The sequence below is a fragment of the Delftia sp. DS1230 genome (assembly GCF_040112715.1).
In the GTDB taxonomy this organism is placed as follows: Bacteria; Pseudomonadota; Gammaproteobacteria; order Burkholderiales; family Burkholderiaceae_C; genus Comamonas; species Comamonas tsuruhatensis.
Genome location: NZ_CP157763.1, coordinates 3,218,855 through 3,238,849 on the forward strand (window position 1 = coordinate 3,218,855; position 19,995 = coordinate 3,238,849).

The 19,995-nt window shown below is 67.8% G+C and carries 16 protein-coding genes; 11 read left to right on the forward strand and 5 right to left on the reverse strand.

Annotated features, from left to right (window positions below; all coding sequences use genetic code 11):
• Positions 1-29: 29 nt before the first annotated feature.
• From AAN986_RS14420 to AAN986_RS14450, 7 genes are all read left to right on the forward strand, one after another.
• Entirely contained in the window at positions 30-1,049 is a 1,020-nt protein-coding gene (locus tag AAN986_RS14420) for a tripartite tricarboxylate transporter substrate binding protein (RefSeq protein WP_013802547.1), read from the forward strand.
• Between the two features lie 94 nt (positions 1,050-1,143).
• Positions 1,144-3,216 (forward strand): ATP-binding cassette domain-containing protein, encoded by a 2,073-nt coding sequence (locus AAN986_RS14425; protein ID WP_047218118.1) that lies wholly within the window; start codon positions 1,144-1,146, stop codon positions 3,214-3,216.
• Between the two features lie 253 nt (positions 3,217-3,469).
• Positions 3,470-4,429, forward strand: coding sequence for a MurR/RpiR family transcriptional regulator (locus AAN986_RS14430; RefSeq protein ID WP_047218119.1), 960 nt, complete (start codon positions 3,470-3,472; stop codon positions 4,427-4,429).
• The gene (locus AAN986_RS14435) at positions 4,426-5,463 is read left to right on the forward strand and encodes an amino acid ABC transporter substrate-binding protein (RefSeq protein WP_047218120.1); all 1,038 of its coding nucleotides are present in this window, start codon (positions 4,426-4,428) and stop codon (positions 5,461-5,463) included. Before AAN986_RS14430 ends, AAN986_RS14435 begins: the two co-directional genes overlap by 4 nt.
• A gap of 119 nt (positions 5,464-5,582) precedes the next feature.
• Positions 5,583-6,533, forward strand: coding sequence for an ABC transporter permease subunit (locus AAN986_RS14440; RefSeq protein WP_349335280.1), 951 nt, complete (start codon positions 5,583-5,585; stop codon positions 6,531-6,533).
• 17 nt (positions 6,534-6,550) lie between these two features.
• Positions 6,551-7,633: an amino acid ABC transporter permease gene (locus AAN986_RS14445; protein ID WP_047218122.1), complete on the forward strand. Its 1,083-nt coding sequence runs from the start codon at positions 6,551-6,553 to the stop codon at positions 7,631-7,633.
• A complete protein-coding gene (locus AAN986_RS14450) occupies positions 7,630-8,604 on the forward strand; it encodes an isoaspartyl peptidase/L-asparaginase (protein ID WP_047218123.1) in 975 nt (324 codons plus the stop codon). Before AAN986_RS14445 ends, AAN986_RS14450 begins: the two co-directional genes overlap by 4 nt.
• 712 nt (positions 8,605-9,316) lie before the next feature.
• Here AAN986_RS14450 and phbB read toward each other — a convergent pair.
• The 3 genes from phbB to AAN986_RS14465 all read right to left on the reverse strand — a co-directional run bounded on the left by phbB (position 9,317) and on the right by AAN986_RS14465 (position 13,461).
• Positions 9,317-10,054, reverse strand: coding sequence for an acetoacetyl-CoA reductase (gene phbB / locus AAN986_RS14455; protein WP_026062290.1), 738 nt, complete (start codon positions 10,052-10,054; stop codon positions 9,317-9,319).
• A gap of 212 nt (positions 10,055-10,266) precedes the next feature.
• Positions 10,267-11,448: an acetyl-CoA C-acetyltransferase gene (locus AAN986_RS14460; protein ID WP_047218124.1), complete on the reverse strand. Its 1,182-nt coding sequence runs from the start codon at positions 11,446-11,448 to the stop codon at positions 10,267-10,269.
• Between the two features lie 123 nt (positions 11,449-11,571).
• A complete protein-coding gene (locus tag AAN986_RS14465; RefSeq protein ID WP_017405032.1) occupies positions 11,572-13,461 on the reverse strand; it encodes an alpha/beta fold hydrolase in 1,890 nt (629 codons plus the stop codon).
• A gap of 144 nt (positions 13,462-13,605) precedes the next feature.
• Here AAN986_RS14465 and AAN986_RS14470 point away from each other — a divergent pair, with 144 nt between their 5' ends.
• On the forward strand, positions 13,606-13,950 hold the full coding sequence (locus AAN986_RS14470; RefSeq protein ID WP_074922300.1) for a hypothetical protein: 345 nt from the start codon (positions 13,606-13,608) through the stop codon (positions 13,948-13,950).
• On the opposite strand, the gene AAN986_RS14475 is transcribed toward AAN986_RS14470, so the two are convergent.
• Positions 13,870-14,763, reverse strand: a complete 894-nt coding sequence (locus tag AAN986_RS14475) for a polyphenol oxidase family protein (protein WP_047218126.1) — start codon at positions 14,761-14,763, stop codon at positions 13,870-13,872. The two genes, AAN986_RS14470 and AAN986_RS14475, sit on opposite strands and share 81 nt — an antisense overlap.
• Positions 14,760-15,425, reverse strand: a complete 666-nt coding sequence (gene maiA / locus AAN986_RS14480; protein ID WP_016445924.1) for a maleylacetoacetate isomerase — start codon at positions 15,423-15,425, stop codon at positions 14,760-14,762. Before maiA ends, AAN986_RS14475 begins: the two co-directional genes overlap by 4 nt.
• Before the next feature lie 87 nt (positions 15,426-15,512).
• Here maiA and AAN986_RS14485 point away from each other — a divergent pair, with 87 nt between their 5' ends.
• The 3 genes from AAN986_RS14485 to AAN986_RS14495 all read left to right on the forward strand — a co-directional run bounded on the left by AAN986_RS14485 (position 15,513) and on the right by AAN986_RS14495 (position 19,977).
• Positions 15,513-16,208: a fumarylacetoacetate hydrolase family protein gene (locus AAN986_RS14485; protein WP_016445923.1), complete on the forward strand. Its 696-nt coding sequence runs from the start codon at positions 15,513-15,515 to the stop codon at positions 16,206-16,208.
• A gap of 147 nt (positions 16,209-16,355) precedes the next feature.
• On the forward strand, positions 16,356-16,919 hold the full coding sequence (locus AAN986_RS14490) for an NUDIX hydrolase (protein ID WP_016453500.1): 564 nt from the start codon (positions 16,356-16,358) through the stop codon (positions 16,917-16,919).
• Between the two features lie 247 nt (positions 16,920-17,166).
• On the forward strand, positions 17,167-19,977 hold the full coding sequence (locus AAN986_RS14495) for a chemotaxis protein CheW (RefSeq protein WP_047218127.1): 2,811 nt from the start codon (positions 17,167-17,169) through the stop codon (positions 19,975-19,977).
• Positions 19,978-19,995: the final 18 nt, after the last annotated feature.

Below are 19,995 nucleotides of genomic sequence, written 5' to 3' on the forward strand. Positions count from 1 at the left end.
TAGAAGCGAAAAGACAAGGAGACAACGCCATGCAAGACAATCCATCCCAAAGGCCGGACCGACGCCGATTCCTGCGCGCTGCGGGCGCCGCATCGCTTGCCGCAGGCCTGCCCTGGGCCACCACAGCCGCCACAGCCACCACACACGACAGCGCCTGGCCCACGCGCCCCATCAAATGGGTGGTGCCCTACCTGGCCGGCACCAGCCCCGACACGGCCGCGCGAATCGTGGCCGAGGCGCTGTCGGCCCAGCTGGGCCAGCCCGTGGTGATAGACAACCGCGCCGGCGCAGGCGGCAACATCGGCGCACGCCAGGTGGCCAAGGCGCCGGCGGACGGCTACACCCTGCTGTATTCGGGCTCGCCCATGGCCGCCGCCATGCGCATGTACAAAAGCCCGGGCTACGACGTGTTCAAGGACTTCCGCCATGTGCTGGGCATGTCGCGCTCGGACATCCTGGTCGTCGTGCATGCCGACTCTGGCATGCGCACGCTGGACGACCTGGCCGCGCGCGCCAAGGCCAAACCCGGCGCGCTGGACTATGCCTCGGGCGGCGTGGGCACGCCATCGCACCTGGGCGTGGAGATGCTGGCCTCCAGCATGGGCCTGCAGGTCAACCATGTGCCCTACAAGGGCGCGTCCGAGCTGGTCAATGCCGTGCTGGGCCAGCAGGTGGCCTTCGGCGCCCCGCTGTTTTCCGTGGCCTATCCCCAGGTGCTGGCCGGCAAGCTGGTGCCGCTGGCCATTGCCGGGCCGCAGCGCAACGCCAAGCTGCCCCAGGTGCAGACCCTGGCCGAGCTGGGCGTGCCCAATGTCAACCTCACGTCCTGGGGCGGCGTGTCCGTGCCGGCCGCCACGCCCGAGCCCATCGTCCAGCGGCTGCGCACGGCGCTGGAGGAGGTGCTCAGGCAGCCCAGGGTCATCGCCTTGCTGGAGCAGGAAGGCGGCAAGGTCGCCATCACCAGCGCCGACGCCTATGCCAAGGGCTTCGAGCGAGAGATCCAGTTCACCCAGTCCATGATGCAGCGCGTGGGCATACAGCCGATCTAGGGCCTGGTACCAGGGCTTTGCACCGTGGCCGGGCACGGGCATGGCGGGCGGCAATCCTGTCCTGGCGCAATCGCTGGGATAATCCTGCCCATTCATGATCAGCCTTCGCAACATTACCCTGCGCCGCGGCACCCGCGTGCTGCTGGACAGCACCTCCGTCTCCATCAACCCCGGTGAAAAAGTCGGCCTTGTCGGACGCAATGGCGCCGGCAAGTCCAGCCTGTTCGCCCTGCTCAACGGCAGCCTGGCCGAGGACGGTGGAGAGTTCTCCATCCCTTCGCAATGGCGCCTGGGCCAGGTCGCGCAGAACATGCCCGAGACCTCGGAGACGGCCACCCAGTTCGTGCTGGACGGCGACACCCGCCTGAGCGAGCTCAACGCCCAGCTCGCGGCAGCCGAGGCCAGCGAGGACGGCATGGCCATCGCCCATGCCCACGTGGACTTGGCCGACGCCGGTGCCCACGACGCCGTGCCGCGCGCACAGGCCCTGATCCTGGGCCTGGGCTTCAAGGTCTCCGAGCTGGAGCACCCCGTCAACAGCTTCTCGGGCGGCTGGCGCATGCGCCTGCAGCTGGCGCGCGCGCTGATGTGCCCCTCCGACCTGCTGCTGCTGGACGAGCCCACCAACCACTTGGACCTGGACGCCCTGGTCTGGCTGGAAGCCTGGCTCAAGCGCTACCCCGGCACCCTGGTCGTGATCAGCCATGACCGCGAATTCCTGGACGCCATCACCAACACCACGCTGCACATCGAAAACGCGCAGGTCACGCGCTATGGCGGGAACTACAGCAAGTTCGAGGAACTGCGCGCCCAGCAGATGCTGCTGCAGCAGGCTTCGTTCGAGCGCCAGCAGGAAAAGATCGCCCACCTGCAAAAATTCATCGACCGCTTCAAGGCCAAGGCCTCCAAGGCCAAGCAGGCGCAAAGCCGCGTCAAGCAGATCGAGCGCATGGAAAAGGTCGCGCCCATGCTGGCCAGCGCCGATTTCACCTTCGAGTTCAAGCCGCCCGCCAACCTGCCCAACCCCATGCTGGCGATCACGGACGCCGCATTCGGCTACCTGGACGACGAAGGCCAGGCGACCACCATCCTGCGCGGCGTCAACCGCTCGGTGCTGGCGGGCCAGCGCATCGGCATCCTGGGTGCCAACGGCCAGGGCAAGTCCACCCTGGTCAAGACCATCGCGCGCGAGATGAAGGCCCTGGCCGGCACCGTGACCGAAGGCAAGGGCTTGAACATCGGCTACTTCGCCCAGCAGGAACTGGACGTGCTGCGCCCCGGCGAAAACCCGATGGAGCACATGATCCGCCTGGCACGGGACACCGGCGCCACCGGCCCGCAGGCGCGCGAGCAGGACCTGCGCAGCTACCTGGGTACGTTCAACTTCAGCGGCGACATGGTCAAGCAGGCCGTGGGCAGCATGAGCGGCGGCGAGAAGGCGCGCCTGGTGCTGGCCATGATCGTCTGGCAGCGCCCCAACCTGCTGCTGCTGGACGAGCCCACCAACCACCTGGACCTGGCCACGCGCGAGGCCCTGGCCATGGCCATCAACGACTTCGACGGCACCGTCATGCTGGTCAGCCACGACCGCGCCCTGCTGCGCTCGGTCTGCGAGGACTTCTGGCTGGTCGGCCGTGGCGTGGTCGGCCCCTTCGACGGCGACCTGGACGACTACCAGCGCTACCTGCTGGAAGAATCCCGCCGCCTGCGCGAGGAAGCCCGCAAGGCCGAACAGGCGGCTGCGGCCACCAGCAAGGCGGCAGCGCAGGTGGAGCCCGCAGCAGGTGCAGCAGCTGCAGCACCTGCAGTGCAGGCCCCCGTGGCTGCTGCGCTGGCCCCGGCCCCCGCTGCCCCATACACGCCGCCGGCCGCCAGTGCCGGAGACCAGCGCGAGCAACGGCGCCTGGCCGCCCTGTCCCGCCAGCAAATGGCCGAGAAGACCCGGCCGTTCAAGAAGGAACTGGAACAGCTGGACAAGCGCCTGCCCCAGCTGCAGGCCGAACGCACGCGGCTGGAGGGCCTGCTGAGCCAGCCCATCTCGCCCGCCGAGATGGCCGAAGCAGGCCGCAGCCTCAAGGCCTGCAACGACGAGATCGACAGCCTGGAAGAACGCTGGCTGGAACTGAGCGAGCAGATCGAGCAGCTGTCGGCCGAGATGTCCGACTGATTCCAGTCGTTCCCGAAAATCAGGCGGCCCCATGGGTGCGAGGCCCTTGCTCGCACCCATGACCGTCTGCCACCAGCGTCGTCCCGCGTGAAGACGGCGCTCCACTTCGGCTCCACCCAAGTGCGCCCCTGAGGCCCCGCCCTCCCCCCCACTCCCCTCACGCCCTCGCACTCCCCCGTAGCCAGCGGAACGCATGGATCGTTCGGTTCAGGGTTTCCCCTGAATGAAAGATTTCATTCCTAAAAAATAATAAATGAAAGAGATCATTCACTTTCATTCATTCATGGAACTCCATCCCCATCCCGCCGTACAGGAACTGCTGCGCGCCAGCGTCGATGGCTCGCCCGCCGTCGCCCGGGTCGGCCGCTGGATGGCCGCGCATCCGGTCCTGGCCGTCACGCTGAGCGCCGAGGAAGTGGCCAATGCCTGTGGCGGCTCCCTGGCTGCCGTCAACCGCTTCGCCAAGCACGCCGGCTACGAAGGCTTTGCCGATCTGCGCCTGCACCTGGGCCGCCAGCTGCAACAGGCCCTGGAGCCCGTGAACAAGCTGCGCGCGGCGCACGAGCCTGCCGCAAGCGCCGTGGGAGCGCAGGCCTTCGAGCACACGCAGCGCAATCTGCAGGCGGCCGCACAGGCCTGCGACCCCGGCCTGCTCGATCAACTGGCCCAGCGCATCTGCCGCGCGCGGCGCGTCCTGTTCATGGGCTTTGGCAGCTCCCACCATGTGGCAGCCTTTGGCGCCGACGCGCTGCAGCCCTATCTGCCGCAGGTGGTGGAAGTGACCTCCGCAGGCGGATCGGAACAGGCGGTACGCCGCATGACAGGGCTGACGGAGCAGGATGTGCTGATCGCGATCTCGCTGCCGCGCTACTCACGCGAAGCGGTGGAGCTGACGGCGCATGCGCGCCAGCGGGGCGCCCTGACCATCGCCATCACCGACGAGGCCACCAGCCCGCTGGCCGACCAGGCCGACTACGCGCTGCTGGCCCCTGCCGCCCACCCTCTGCTGCCATCGTCGGTGCTGGCGGCCATGGCCATGGTCGAAGCGCTGGCCACCCAGGTCATCCGCGCCACGCCCCAGGCCGTGCGCAGCCTGGTCGAACTGTCCGAGTCGGTGCTTCCCTACCTGACACCGGACAGCAGCCCCGCTTCACCTGCGGCGAGCAAGCCGCAACCCCAGGCCCCCCATCCCGCCGCAAAGGACTCCGCATGAATGCCCCTGCCCGTTTCCGCTTTCTTTTCGCCTCGATGGCCGCCGCGGCCACGCTCGCTGCCGTGCCGGCCCACGCAGGCAAGACGCTGGATGGCATCAAGCAGCGCGGCGCCGTGGCCTGCGGTGTGCACACGGGGCGCGCAGGCTTTGCGCTGGCCGACGGCAGCGGCAACTGGTCCGGGCTGGACGTGGATCTGTGCCGCGCCGTGGCGGCCGCCACCCTGGGCGACGCCACCAAGGTGAAATTCATCCCCACCAGCGGCCAGACACGCATCACGGCGCTGCAGTCCGGCGAGATCGATCTGCTGGCACGCAACACCACCTGGACCTTCACACGCGACAACGGCCTGGGCCTGATGTGGGCGGGCATCAATTTCCACGACGGCCAGGGCTTCATGGCCAGGAAGAAACCCGGCCTGAACAGCGTCAAGCAGCTCTCTGGCGCCACCATCTGCGTGATCAGCGGATCCACCACGGAAAAGACCCTGTCGGAGTACTTTCGCGCCCACAAGCTCAACTACAAGGCGGTGGTGTTCGACAACCCCGAAGCGGCCCTGCAGGCCTTCAGCAGCGGGCGCTGCCAGGCCTATACCGGCGACCTCGGCGCCCTGGCCGTGCTGCGCGGCAAGGAACTGGCCAACCCCGACGACTACGTGATCCTGCCCGAAGTCATCTCCAAGGAGCCGGCCGGCCCGGCCGTGCGCCGCGGTGACGACGAATGGTTCGCTGTCGTGCGCTGGACACTCAACGCCATGATCGAGGCCGAGGAACTGGGCATCACCCAGGCCAATGCCGACGAGCTCAAGACCCGCTCCGACAGCATCCAGGTCAAGCGTTTCCTGGGCCAGAGCGACGACCTGGGCAAGCAGCTGGGGCTGGACAGGGAATGGGCGCTGCGCATCGTCAAGGCCGTGGGCAACTATGGCGAGAGCTATGAACGCAACCTGGGCGCCAGGTCGGGCCTGAACGTACCGCGGGGCAAGAACGCGCTGTTCACCAAGGGCGGCCTGATGATGTCGCCGCCGATGAACTGACGCGCCGAGGGCACCCTGCCATGAACGCCGCGAACGCTGTAGATGCTGTGAAAGCCGTGAATGCCATCGACACCGGGGCACGGCAGCCACCGGCCCCCACCCGGCCACGCTGGGGCCGGATGGCCTTGCAGCTCGCCATCGGCTGGCTGCTGATATTGCTGCTGGGCTGGCTGGCGCACAACGCCAGCCGCAACATGGCCGCGCGCGGCATTGCCGGGGGCTTCGGCTTTCTGGAGCAGACGGCCGGCTTTTCCATCTCCGAAGGGCTGCTGCCCTACGAGCCCGGCGACAGCTACCTGCGTGCGGTCGCGGCCGGCGTGGCCAACACGGTTCGCGCCGCCGTGCCCGCGCTCGTGCTGGCCACCGTGCTGGGCCTGCTGCTGGGCGTGGCCGCAGTGGCAAGGCATCCGCTGCTGCGCGGCGCCGTGCGCCTCTATGTCGATGTGGCACGAAATATCCCGCTGCTGGTGCAGGTGCTGCTGTGGTATTTCGCGCTGACTTCGCTGCTGCCCGACGTGGACCGGCCTCTGGCCATCGGCCCCCTGGGCTTTCTGAGCAAGGCGGGGCTGGCCCTGCCCGGCCCGGTGTACGACAGCGCGGCGGGCTGGCACTGGAGTTCTCCGCAACCGGGCATGTTCGGCATCGACGGAGGACTGGCGCTGACGCCTGAATTCCTGGCCCTGGTAGGAACCCTGGGCCTGTATGCCGCCGCCTATTGCGCTGAAATCGTGCGCGCCGGTCTGCAGGCCGTGCCGCGCGGGCAATGGAATGCTGCCTCGGCCCTGGGCATGCGCCGCAGCCAGCAGCTGCGCCTGGTCGTGCTGCCGCAGGCCCTGCGGGTGATCATTCCGCCCTATACCAACCTGGCGCTCAGCACCATCAAGAACTCCTCGCTGGCCGTGGCCATCGGCTACCCCGACGTGGTGATGGTCGCCAACACCGCCATGAGCCAGACCGGCCAGGCCATCGAATGCGTGACCATCATCGCGGTGGTCTACCTGGCCATCAACCTGCTGACCTCGCTGGCATTGAATGCCTTCAACCAGCGCAGTGCCTTCATCACACGCTAGCCGGGAAAGACCTGCCCATGAGTGCCGTACTCCGCGCACCGGCCCTGCCGGTGGCCCCGCCCCGGGTTCCGCTGGCGCAGCGCCTGCGCGCCAGCCTGTTTCCGGATGCGCTCTCCGGGCTCATCACCGCCACGCTGCTGCTGGCCGCGCTGTGGGCGGGCTGGAAACTGCTGGCCTGGGGCCTGCTCGACGCCGAAACCGCAGCCAACCCCGACACATGCCGCGCTGCGGCCGGCGCCTGCTGGGGCGTGGTGCGCGAGAAATACCGCCTGGTATTCCTGGGCCGCTATCCCGTGGCAGAGCAATGGCGCCCCGTCGCCGCCAGTCTTTGGCTGCTGGGCAGCGTGGGCGTGGCGGCGCTACCGCGCTTCTTCGGCCGCGCCGGCATGGCAATGCTGCTGGCCGGGTTGACCGGCTTTGGCGTGCTGATGGCCGGCGGTGTGGCCGGCCTGGCACCCGTGCCCAGCGATCTGTGGGGCGGCCTGCCGCTGACCCTGTTCCTTGCCGTGATCGCCTGCCTGGCCGGCGTTCCGCTGGGCATCCTGCTGGCACTGGGCCGGCGCTCCAGCCTGCCTTTGCTGCGCGTGCTCTGCACGTTGTTCATCGAAGCGGTGCGCGGCGTGCCCCTGATCACGCTGCTGTTCTTCGGGGCCTTCGTGCTGCCCATGCTGGTGCCCGCGCAATGGAGGGTGGACCCCATGGTCCGCATCGCCGTCTGCCTGGCGGCCTTCAGCGCGGCCTATCTTGCCGAGGTGTTTCGCGGCGGGCTGCAGGCCGTGCCCCAAGGCCAGGTCATGGCGGCCCAGGCCATGGGCTTCACCAGGGTGCAGGTGCTGCGCCACGTGGTCCTGCCGCAGGCGCTGCGCGTGACCATCGCGCCCACGGTGAGCAACTTCATCGGCGCGGTGAAGGACACCTCCCTGGTGGCGATCGTGAACATCTACGACATCACTGGCTCCCTGAAGATGGCCATGAGCGACCCCCACTGGATTGCGTACTTCGTGGAGATGTACATGGTGGTCTGTGCCGTCTACCTGCTCATCGGCCTGGGCATCGCCCGCTATGGCCGCTTCCTGGAATCGCGCTACGCACTCCAATGAACATGCCCCAGAACTCCCGAAAATTTTCCATTGCCGTGCACGGCGGCGCAGGCATCGTCATCCAGGGCCAGGCCGACGAGGCCCCTTACCACGCCGCGCTGGCCCAGGCGCTGGGGGCGGGCGCCGCCCTGCTGCGGCGCGGCGCCAGCGCGCTGGACGCCGTCCAGGCCGCGTGCCAGTCCCTGGAAGACTGCCCGCTGTTCAATGCCGGGCGCGGCTCCGTCTACACGCGCGACGCGCGCCACGAGATGGACGCCGGCCTGATGGACGGCAGCAACCTGCGGGCCGGCGCAGTCGCTTCCGTCAGCCAGGTGCGCAATCCGATTGCGCTGGCACGGCATGTTCTTGATGACGGCCAGTGCGTGCTCCTGGTCGGCGAGGGGGCGCAACGGTTTGCCGATGAACGCGGGCTGGCGCGGATGGATGCAGGCTACTTCGACTCTGCCGAGCGCCTGGCACAGCTGCGCCGGGTGCAGGCGCAATCCGGCCAGACCGCGCTGCTGGACCACGACGCCAGCGGACTGGCGGCGCACCCTGCTCCGCTGAACGAGAACGGCAAGATGGGCACGGTCGGCGCCGTGGCGCGCGATGTGCATGGCAACCTGGCCGCCGCGGCATCCACCGGCGGGCTGACCAACAAGCGCCCCGGGCGCGTGGGCGACACGCCCGTGGTGGGCGCAGGTTTCTACGCCGACAGCACCACCTGCGCCGTGGCGGCCACCGGAACCGGAGAGCATTTCCTGCGCGCAGCCATCGCGCACGACATCCATGCGCGCATGCGCTACCTGGGGCAAAGCCTGGAACTCGCAGCCGACGCCGCAGTGCGGGGCACGCTGACACACATCGGTGGCCAGGGCGGCGTGGTGGCCGTGGACAGCGACGGACGCGTGCACTGCCCCTTCAACAGCGCCGGCATGTACCGCGGCTACATCGTGGACGACGCGCCTGCCGTGACCCTGATTTTTGCCTGATGGACGTTTTCACCCCGGGTTGACCTGTGCCCACGCATTGCGGGCAACGAGGCGTAACAGCATCGACATTGGCCCGCCCCGCCCGTAAGCCTCTGTCAGGAAACGGATTTTTTCTCACCGCGCCAGAAATCTGTCTTCAAACTGACAGATCACCACCTCCGGGCTTGCAATTGCTTGCGTCCTGGGGCAATCCCTGAGTCAACCTGCCGCCACTGCCCCGCGTTGAACACGCAAAGGAGTGACTGCAATGACCGACATCTTTTCCCACACCGCCCTGCAGACCCGCTTTGCAGCCGCTGCGCTGGCCCAAGCTGTCTGGCCATGGGATGACCGTGACCGCAAGCGCGGCCCCCGCAGCGCTTGAAAACCGGGTCACGAAAAAGTTTCGACTTCCTTCGAAAATTTTTTAAAAACCTGTCAACCAGCTGAATCCAGCCCGCGTTAAGAGAGCAATACAGGAGAAGTTTCCATGCAAACGAACGCCATCATGTCCATCTGGCCCGAAGACGAACGCGATCGCAAGCGCTGAGGCGCTGGCTGGCGCACACGGTGCCCCAGTCTCTGACACCACCGGTCTGACGGCCTTCCGTGCAGACCCCCTCTTCCACAGAACCCGCTTCAGCGGGTTTTGTCATTTCTGGGACATTTGCCGCGGGGCTGCCCCACAAAAAAGGAGCCCGGAGGCTCCTTTGCAGTGCGAACCCTTGCAGGTTCAATGCATGTGCAGGCCACCGTTGACCGAAAAATCGGCGCCGGTGGAATAGCCGCCTTCCTCCGAAGCCAGCCAGGCGATGATCGATGCGATCTCGCTGGGCTCGCCCAGGCGCTTGACGGGGATGGTGCCCACGATCTTCTCCAGCACGTCGGGACGGATGGCCTTGACCATGTCGGTGCCGATGTAGCCGGGGCTCACGGTGTTGACGGTCACGCCCTTGGTGGCCAGCTCCTGCGCCAGCGCCATGGTGAAGCCGTGCATGCCCGCCTTGGCGGCCGAGTAATTGGTCTGCCCGGCCTGGCCCTTGGCGCCATTGACCGAGCTGATGTTGATGATGCGGCCCCAGCCCTTTTCCACCATGTCGCCCACGACCTGCTTGGTCACGTTGAACATGGAGTTGAGGTTGGTCTCGATGACGGCCTGCCAGTCTTCCGGCGTCATCTTGATGAACATGCGGTCACGCGTGATGCCGGCATTGTTGACCAGCACATCGATGTTGCCGTGCTCGGCCTTGGTCTTGCTGAAGGCTTCGACGGTGGAAGCCCAGTCGCCCACATTGCCCACCGATGCATGGAAGGTGAAACCCAGCGCCTTTTGCTCGTCAAGCCACTTCTGGAAGTCGCGCGACGGACCACAACCTGCGATGACCTTGAAGCCTTCCTTGTGCAGACGCTGGCAGATGGCCGTTCCGATGCCTCCCATTCCCCCTGTGACATACGCTACTTTTTGAGCCATTCTTCTCTCCTGTCAATCAATGGTTGCTTCAGATCAATCTATCCATGACAACCGGAACATTGACGCCGGTTATCGCCAAGGGTGCCTGAGCCTCTGGGCCCGGCCCCCTCGCATGGCTAGTATGCAGCGCGTGCGCTGCGCCCCTCTTCGGGCAGGCCCTAGTCAAGCCTAGGATCTACCCTGAAAGCTTGCTAACGTTTTCCCGGAGCCTTTCAGACGCGCTCCACGGTCATGGCCACGCCCATGCCGCCGCCGATGCACAGGCCGGCCAGACCCTTCCTGGCGCCGCTGCGCTGCATCTCGTGCAGCAGGGTCACCAGGATGCGGGCGCCCGATGCGCCGATGGGGTGGCCGATGGCAATGGCGCCGCCGTTGACGTTGACCTTGGCCGGGTCGATGCCCAGCTCCTGGTTCACCGCACAGGCCTGGGCCGCAAAGGCTTCGTTCAGCTCGAACAGGTCCACGTCCTGCGCGGTCCAGCCCGCACGCTGCAGCGCCTTGCGCGAGGCGAACACCGGGCCCAGGCCCATGGTGGCGGGGTCCAGACCGCTGGTGGCATAGGAGACAATGCGCGCCAGCGGCGTCAGGCCCAGGGCCTTGGCCTTGGAGGCGCTCATCACCACCACCGCGGCGGCGCCGTCGTTCAGGCCCGAAGCATTGCCGGCCGTCACCGAGCCGGCCTTGTCGAAGGCCGGACGCAGGCCTGCCAGCGCCTCGGCGTTGGTCTTGCGGTTGATGTACTCGTCGGCCGCAAAGACCACGGGATCGCCCTTGCGCTGGGGAATGCTGACGGGAACGATCTCATCCACGAACTTGCCGGCGTCCTGCGCGGCCGTGGCCTTTTGCTGGCTGGCCAGGGCCAGGGCGTCCTGCTGCTCGCGGCTGACGCTCTTTTCCTTGGCCACGTTCTCGGCCGTGATGCCCATGTGGTACTGGTTGTAGACGTCCCACAGGCCGTCCACGATCATGGTGTCGGCCATCTTCCACTCGCCCATGCGCTGGCCGTCGCGCGAGCCCGGCAGCACGTGGGGGGACAGGCTCATGTTTTCCTGGCCGCCGGCCACGACGATCTCGCTGTCGCCCGTGGCCACGGCCTGGGCCGCCAGCATCACGGCCTTCAGGCCCGAGCCGCAGACCGCGTTGATGGTCAGGGCCGGGGTTTCCTTGGCGATGCCGGCCTTCATCATGGCCTGGCGTGCAGGGTTCTGGCCTGCGCCAGCGGCCAGCACCTGGCCCATGATGACTTCACCGACCTGGTCGGTGCCGACCTTGGCGCGGCTCAGAGCCTCGCGGATCACGATGGAGCCCAGTTCGGTGGCGGGGATCTTGGCAAGGGTGCCGCCGAACTTGCCAACGGCAGTGCGGACAGCGGAAACGATGACGATGTCTTCCATGATGACGGACCTTTCTTTGGACTCTTGAAGGGATGCCCGGGCGCGCACTGCCGAAGCTGCGGCAGCGGCACCCTGCATTCAAGCCGCAGCGTTATTGCGCTGCAGCATCGAAACGATTGTGCCTCAGGCCTTGGCCAGCACGTAGCGGCCCGGGGCCGGCTCGATGGCCGTGTATTCCCTGCCCTTGCCGTACTGCTTTGGCGCCGCGACCAGCTTGCCGCCGTGCTCGGCCAGCCAGGGGCTCCAGTCGGCCCACCAGCTGCCCGGGTACTCGTCGGCGCCGGCCTGCCACTCCTTGAGCGTGGGCGGCAGCTGGCCGTCCTCACGCAGCCAGTAGCTGCGCTTTTTCTTGGCCGGCGGATTGATCACGCCCGCGATGTGGCCGGATGCGCCCATGACGAAACGCTTGTCGCCACCCAGCACCTGGGTCGATGCATAGGAGCCGCCCACGGGCACGATGTGGTCCTCGCGCGAGCCGTAGATATAGGCCGGCAGGCGCAGCTGGTGCATGTCGATGCGCTCGCCGCAGACGGTCAGCGCACCGGGCTGGACCAGCTTGTTTTCCAGGTAGAGGTTGCGCAGGTACCAGGCGTAGTACGGGCCGGGCAGGTTGGTGCAGTCGCTGTTCCAGTACAGCAGGTCGAACGGCGGCGGTGTTTCGCCCTTGAGGTAGTTGCCCACCACGTAGTTCCAGACCAGATCGTTGGGACGCAGAAAGCTGAAGGTCGATGCCAGGTCCTGGCCCTTCATGAGGCCGCCCTCGCCCATCTGCATTTCGCGGAAGCGCACCACGGACTCGTCGATGAAGACATCGAGGATGCCGGTGTCGCTGAAGTCGATGAAAGTGGTCAGCAGCGTGACGCTGGCCACGGGAAACGGCACGCCGGCCGGCGCCGTGGCGCGGGCTGTGGATGTCCGGGCGGCGCTGCGGCTGCCAGCCGCGCGCTTGGCTGGAGCCGCCTTGGCCGCCGGAGCAGCAGCTGCGCCATGCTCGCGGTCGTGGCGCGCCTGCAGCACGGCCAGCGCGGTGGACAGCATGGTGCCACCCACGCAAAAGCCCAGCACGTTGATCTGCTCGGCCCCCGCGATCTCGCGTGCCACGCGGATGCCGGTGAGCACGCCGTCTTCGATGTAGTTGTCCCAGGTCTTGTGCGCCAGGCTGTCGTCGGGATTGCGCCAGCTCATCACGAAGGTGCGGTGGCCCTGGCTGACGGCATAGCGGATCAGCGAGTTGTCGGGCTGCAGGTCCAGGATGTAGAACTTGTTGATGCACGGCGGCACCATGAGGAAGGGACGCTCGTGCACCTTGTCCGTCAGCGGCTTGTACTCGATGAGCTGGAACAGCTCGTTCTCGAACACCACGGCGCCTTCGGTGGTGGCAACGTTCTTGCCCACGGTGAACAGGCTCTCGTCGGTCATGGAGACATGGCCCTGGCGCATGTCGGCCAGCAGGTTGGCCACGCCCTGGGCCAGGCTCTCGCCCTGGGTTTCGATGGCCTTCTTCTGCGCCTCTGCATTGAGTGCCAGGAAGTTGCTGGGCGACATGGCCGCCAGCCACTGTTCGACAGCGAAGCGCACGCGGTTGCGGGTCTTCTCGTCGGCCTGCACGGCCTCGGCCAGGCCCATGAGCATGCGGCTGTTGAGCAGATAGGTGGCTGCGGTGGCCGCCGTCAGCGGGTTGTCGGCCCAGGATTGGGTGTTGAAGCGCTTGTCCTTGGCCAGCAGCGCCTGGGCGCCGCCCTGCTCGCACATGGCCTTGGCGCCGTCCAGGTACTGGCGCTGCAGCTCCAGCAGCTTTTCGGGGTCCAGCGACAGCGCGTTCTCGGGCAAGGCGCCGGGTTCGGGGACTGCAGCCTTCCAGGCCTGGGCCATGTCCGGCATGCCCGCGCCCTGTGCCCCCGGCATTCCCGGTGATCCCATCTGCTGCAGTATCTGCAGCGTCCGGCTCCATTGCTCGTTCCAGAATTGCTGGATGGGTTGGCCTGGCAGGCCTGCGAGTGGGTCAAAATTCATGCTGCATCCTTGTTCGCGGATGCCGTTCGCAATAGCCTGGGGCTTGCGGGGCATCCGTTTTGATTGTGACCCAGGCGAGCCCCCCGTTGCCCGGCACAGCCCTCCACAAAAACCCGTGCCCGGTGCGCCTTTTTCGAATCGACCATGTATCTCGTTGTTATCGCCTGGTTGTATGTCACGCTGATGATGGCCGTGGCCGAAGCCGCCAGCCCCACGGGCAGCATACTCGGCGCCCTGGTCACTTTCGCACTGTATGGACTGCTGCCGCTGTCCATCGTGATCTACATCATGGGTACGCCCGCGCGCAACCGAAAGCGCCATGCGCGCGAACTGGCCGAGCGCCAGGCCTGGCTGGCGCAGCAGCAGGTCTCGCAGGGCACGGCGGACGCACCGGACGCGCCCGCGCCCTCAGTCCTTCCAGATGCAGGCGGCGAATCGGCCGCTGCTGCCCAGGCGGGCAGCGTCGCGCCGGTGCGAAAAGAACCGTGAGTCGTTGAGCACCGTGCACCATGCGTCGCTGCCGTCATTGCCATGGATGGCAGTGATGCCCAGCGCCGCCAGGCGCTGGCGCGCAAGCCCGGCCAGGCTGGCCAAGTACTTGGGGGTGCCCTCGCCCGCCTGAGGTATGGCGGTGAAATGCGCGGCGGCGGCGGCGTCATGCGCGATGAAGGCAGCGCGCACCTCGGCACCGACCTCAAAGGAACGCGGACCGATGCAAGGGCCCAGCCATGCCAGGGTCTGCGGCGCCACCTGCTCGGGCGCGGTCCGGAGCTGATCGGCAAAGCGCTTGAACAGAGACTCCAGCACACCGCCTGCCAACGGCTGACCCGCATGGCCAGGCGGCATTCCGGCCAGACCGCGCCAGCCCGCATGGGCCGCGCCCACCACGGCGCCGCTGCGATGGGCCAGCAGCACGGGCAGGCAGTCGGCCACCATGATGGTGCAGACCACGCCCGAGGCGCTGGTCACGCAGGCATCGAAGGCCTGGCCCTGCACGCTGCCTGCATCCAGTGCGATGACATCCACGCCATGCACCTGCTGCAGGAACACCGCGCAGGCATCCGGCGTATCCGCACGCACGATCTCCTGCAGGCGCTGGCGGTTGGCGCGCACGGCCTGCGGGTCGTCGCCCACATGGTCGCCCAGGTTCAGGCTGCCCCAGGGCGCCGTGCTGACACCGCCTTCGCGCGAGGTGCACAGCGCGTGCACGCCGGGCGGCGCGGGCCAGTCGGGCACCAGCCAGGATGCGGGGATGGTGCCGGGGAGGTTGCCGGGGATGGAGTCAGGCCGGGCCGCGCTCATTCCGCGTCGGGGCAGGCCGAGGGATGGGCCTTCTGGAAGGCCGGCAGCGCCTCGCAGCGATCGACGATGGCCGCCAGGCGCGGCAGGCCGTCCAGGCTCACGTTGAAGCGGCGGCCGTTGAAGATCTGCGGCACCAGGCAGCAATCGGCCAGCGTGGGCGTGTCGCCCCAGCAAAACAGCGAAGGCGGCAGGCCGGCGGCCTCGCGCTCGGCGGCCAGCAGGTCCAGCTGGCGCTCGAAGGCCTCCAGGCCCGATCGCACCCAATGCACGTACCAGCCGCTCTTGGCCTCGTCGGAGACACCCAGGTTGCGCACCAGGTACTTGAGCACGCGCAGGTTGTTGAGCGGATGGATCTCGCAGGCCACCATCTGGGCCAGTGCGCGCACATGGGCACGGCCCAGGGCGTCACGCGGCAGCAGCGGTATTTCGGCATGGGTCTCATCGAGATATTCGATGATGGCCATGGACTGGGTCAGCCAGTGGCCGTCCTCGGTCTCCAGCGCCGGCACCAGCGCATCGCCGACATGCTGGGCATAGGCCGGCGCCTTGTGGTCGCCGCGCAGCAGGTGCACGGGTACGGATTCATAGTCCAGGCCCTTGATCTGCAGCGCAATGCGCACGCGGTAGGAGGCCGACGAGCGGAAGTAGGTGTGGAGCTTCATAGACCGCAAAGCATACCGTGCAGCAGCGCCGATGCATGGCACACTTGCGGCGGCGCCCAAGAGACAAGGCGCCAGAGGAACACCGACATGAGCTACGTTTTCAACCCGCCCGCCGTGGCCAGCGTACCCGTCCTGGGCCGCCCCGAGCGCTTCCCCGTGCACCGCATCTACTGCGTGGGCCGCAACTACGAAGAACACGCCAAGGAGATGGGCTTCACCGGCCGCGAGCCGCCCTTCTTCTTCCTCAAGCCTGCCGACGCCATCGTGCCCGTCGAGGCCGGCACCACGGGCACCATGCCCTACCCCACGCTGACCTCCAACCTGCACCACGAGATCGAGCTCGTCGTGGCCATCGGCAAGGCGGGCAAGAACATCCTGGCCGCCGACGCGCTGGACTACATCTGGGGCTACGCCGTGGGCCTGGACATGACGCGCCGCGACCTTCAGAACGACATGAAGAAACAGGGCCGCCCCTGGTGCATCGGCAAGGCCTTCGAGCATGCCGCACCCATCGGCCCCATCACCCCGGCAGCCGAGGCCGGCGACATCGCCAAGGCCGCGATCTCGCTGCAGGTCAATGGCGCCGACCGCCAGCGCAGCGACATCGGCAAGCTGATCTGGAACATTGCCGAGACCATCGAGCACCTGTCGGCGGCCTGGGAACTGCAGCCCGGCGACCTGATCATGACGGGCACGCCCGAAGGCGTGGCCGCCGTGGTGCGCGGTGACCTGCTGGAAGGCCGCATCGACGGGCTGAGCCCCTTGAGCGTCAAGATCGCCTGAGTTTTCTCTGAGCCTGGCGACAGGCCGGCAAGGCAGCAGGGAGCACGCTCCCCGGCCTGCCGGCCTTTGTGTTTGAACCCACGGTCCGCCGCACGGAATGCCTTACTGCCTTCCGTCTGGCGGCGCTTTCACTTTCATGGTGTCGGCATGATTTTTCGCAGCCCCATCAAGTTCTGCCGAGCCTGCGGCACGGCGGTGGTCTACCGCCTTCCTGACGATGGCGACACGCGCGAGCGCGCCGTGTGCCCGCACTGCCACACCATCCACTACGAGAACCCGCTGAACGTGGTGGGCACCATCCCCGTGACCGACGACGGCCGCGTGCTGCTGTGCAAGCGCAACATCGAGCCGCGCCGGGGCCTGTGGACCCTGCCCGCAGGCTTCATGGAACTGGCCGAGACCACGGCACGCGGCGCCCAGCGCGAGACCGACGAGGAAGCCGGCGCCGACATCGAGATGGGGCCGCTGTTTTCCATCGTGGACGTGCCCAAGGTCAGCCAGGTCCATCTGTTCTACCGCGCCCGTCTGCGCAGCGAGCAGTTCTATCCCGGCCCCGAAACCATGGAGGCCCGCCTGTTTGCGCAGGCCGATGTTCCCTGGGAAGAACTGGCCTTCCGCACCGTGCGCGTGACGCTGGAGCGCTACTTCGCCGACCGGGCTGCCGGCCTGCTGGACGCGCACCGGGTGCACTCCATCGACCTGAGCCTGTAGGCCTGCACGGCCGCCAGGCACCACCGTGCTGCACGGCGCCGGCGTACGCACTGCGGTGATGCCGGGCCATGCCCCGGTGTGGCACCGGACGGGCTGCGGGCGTGGAGCAGGCGGCGGTCCGTCACCCCTATGTCACCTTGCAGACACATTTAGTCACAAACTGGCCTCCTTCTTGCTCTTTGCATAGGGCTTTTCCCTGAGCGGAAAAGTTGGTTTACCAAACCTGAACCTGACTGCGGAGCGCCCCATGGCCACATCCCTGCCCACCGACCTGATTCTTCCCCACCTGCGGGAACTCAACCGCAACGCCGCCGACCTGCGCGAGATCCGGCTCATGTGGCGTCTCATCGAGGCTTCGGCCCGCATGCAGGCCTCGCAGCAGGGACAGGCCCTGGTGTCCATGCTGACCGACACGCGCCAGGGGTTGGAGCAGCTGGAGCAAGGCCTGCTGCAGTCGCAGCTGGCCCAGTCCGCGCAGGAAGCCATGGCCCAGCTGGGCATGCAGTCCAGCCATGCCATCGACCTGCTGGTGCGCAGCCTCTACGAGCGCACGGCCGATGTCGGCTTCCTGGCCGCCGATTCCGTGCTGTGCGAGGCCATGGCCCAGCTCGGCGATGGCGACATCCTGCTGGACATGGCCGCGGGCGGCCTGCACGCCTGGCAGGCTCCGCTGCAGCTGCACCTGCAGGCCTACCGTGCCAAGTACACGGTCTACGACGACATCCTGCTGCTGGACACCCAGGGCCAGGTCTGCGCACGCGCCCAGGCAGGCGACAAGCCGCTGCCGCCCTGCGCCGAGGGCTGGTTCCAGCAGTGCCTGCAGCAGGCCGGCCATGTCAGCCATTTCGGCGCCAGCTGCGTGCTGCCCGGCGCAGACCGCCTGATCTACGCGCAGCGCCTGCTGCATCCACGCACCATGGCGGTGCTCGGCGTGCTGTGCCTGAGCTTCGACTTCGCGGCCGAGATGCAGGCCATCTTTGCCTCGGGCGGGCCGCGCGCCCAGGTGGGACTGCTGCTGGATGCGGCTGGAGTGGTCATTGCCAGCAGCGATGACCACTGGATCGCCCCCGGCAGCCGCGTGCCCATGCACCACGGCGATGCCGTGCAGCCGCTGATCCACGCCGGCCGCACCTATCTGGTGCGTACGGCCCGCGCCCTGCCCTACCAGGGCTATGCGGGCCCCGAGGGCTGGCAGACCCAGGTCATGGCGCCGCTGGACCTGGCCTTCGCTACCCAGCAAAGGCCGCAGGTCCTGCAGGCACTGGAGCCTGCCATCGCCGAAGGACTGATGGCCCAGTCCCGGGGCTTTTGCCCGCCCCTGCACGCCATGGCACGCGCGGCCGACGACATACGCCGCGTGGTCTGGAACGGCCAGGTGCTGGCTGCCAGCCAGGCGCCGGAGTCCCCCGTGCAGGGCACGGCCCACCCGGACCCGCTGCAGGCCGTGCTGGAGCAGATGAGCGAGACCGGCGACCTGACCCATGCCGTGTTCACGCGCGCCATCCACGGCCTGCACGAGACGGCGCTGTCCACGCGGCTGCAGGAGCACACCACGCTGAACCGGCTGCTGATGGACCTGCTGGAGCGCAATCTCTACGAACGCGCCAACGATTGCCGCTGGTGGGCCCTGACGCCAGGCCTGCAGAAAGTGCTGCAAGACAACAGCGGCTGCCTGGCCCTGTCGGTACAGGCACACGACGCCGCGCAGCGTCTGCTGGAGCAGCTCAATGCGCTGTACACCGTCTATGCGCGCATTGCGCTGTATGACGCCCAGGGCCTGGTGCTGGCCTGCAGCCATGAGGACGAACCCGGTCTGCCGCTGTCACCCGGCGTGCGCGTGCAGGCCTCGGCACTGCAGGCCACCATGGCGCTGCGCGATGCCCAGGCCTATCACGTGCAGGAGCTGGACGATGGGGGCCTGCCCGTCCACGTCTACCACGCCGCATTGCGCGCCCCCTCAACCACCAATGGACATGGGCATGGGCAGGGCGCAGATCAGGGCCCCGCCATCGGCGGCATTGCCCTGCTGTTCCACACGCGCCGAGAACTGCAGGCCATGCTGCAGGCCGCTGCACCGGAGCAGTCCGAAGACGCCGGCCCCGAAGACCACGGCCTGCCCCGTTTGCCGATGGAGGCTTTCTACGTGGCACGCGACGGCCGCATCATCGCCGCCAGCCACGGCGGTCGGCCGCTGGGCAGTTGCATAGAAGGCGTGGCCGGGCTGGCAACGCTGGCCGATGGAGAGGTACGCAGCAGCATCGAGGAAATCGAAGGCCACTACTGCATCGTCGGCATGGCCGCCGGGCGAGGCTACCGCGAGTTCCGGCTGGACCAGGGCGCGGCACGCGATGCAAAGGAAAGCGCAACGGAGGACACACTGGCCGGCCTCGTCAGCCTGAGCCTGCAGCGGCTGGGCCCTGTGCATGCCGATGCGCGCAACCGCGCCCTGCGCCTGGCGCCGGCCACGCGGCTGGATGGCTCGCGTCCTGTCGCGCGTGCGCTCGCCGCGCACGGCGGCGGCGATGCGCCGGTGGAACTGGCCAGCTTCTACGTGGGCGCCAGCCTGCTGGCCCTGCGCGCGGGCGATGTCTGCGAGGCCCTGCCCGCCAGCGCCATCTCGCCCGTGGCGGCAGGGCGGCTGCCGTTTTGCGTGGGTGCACTGGCGCGGCGCAGCCAGGGCAGCGTCAGCGGCTATGTCTGGGTGTTCGACCTGGCCGCGCTGCTGCAGGGCCGGCCCGGCGTGGTCACCGAGCAGTCGCAGGTCATCGTGGTCCAGCACGGCGGCCTGCGCGTGGGGCTGCTGGTCAGCGCGCTGCAAGGCGTGCACCGGCTGCCGGCCAGCGCGCTGGTGGAATCGCCCATGCTCAGCGTGGCCTCCACGACGCCGGCCCTGGTGCGGGAGCTGGTGCATGCCGGCGCGGGCCTGCCGCTGATCCAGTGCCTGGATCCGGCTGCATTGATGCAACGGCTGCAGCCTTCGCGTGGCGCGGCGGCCAACGCAGACCGCAGCGCGGCAGCAGTGGAGCGCGAGGCGGCCTGGGATGCCCAGGCGGCATAGGGCGCGTTCCCCGGGGCC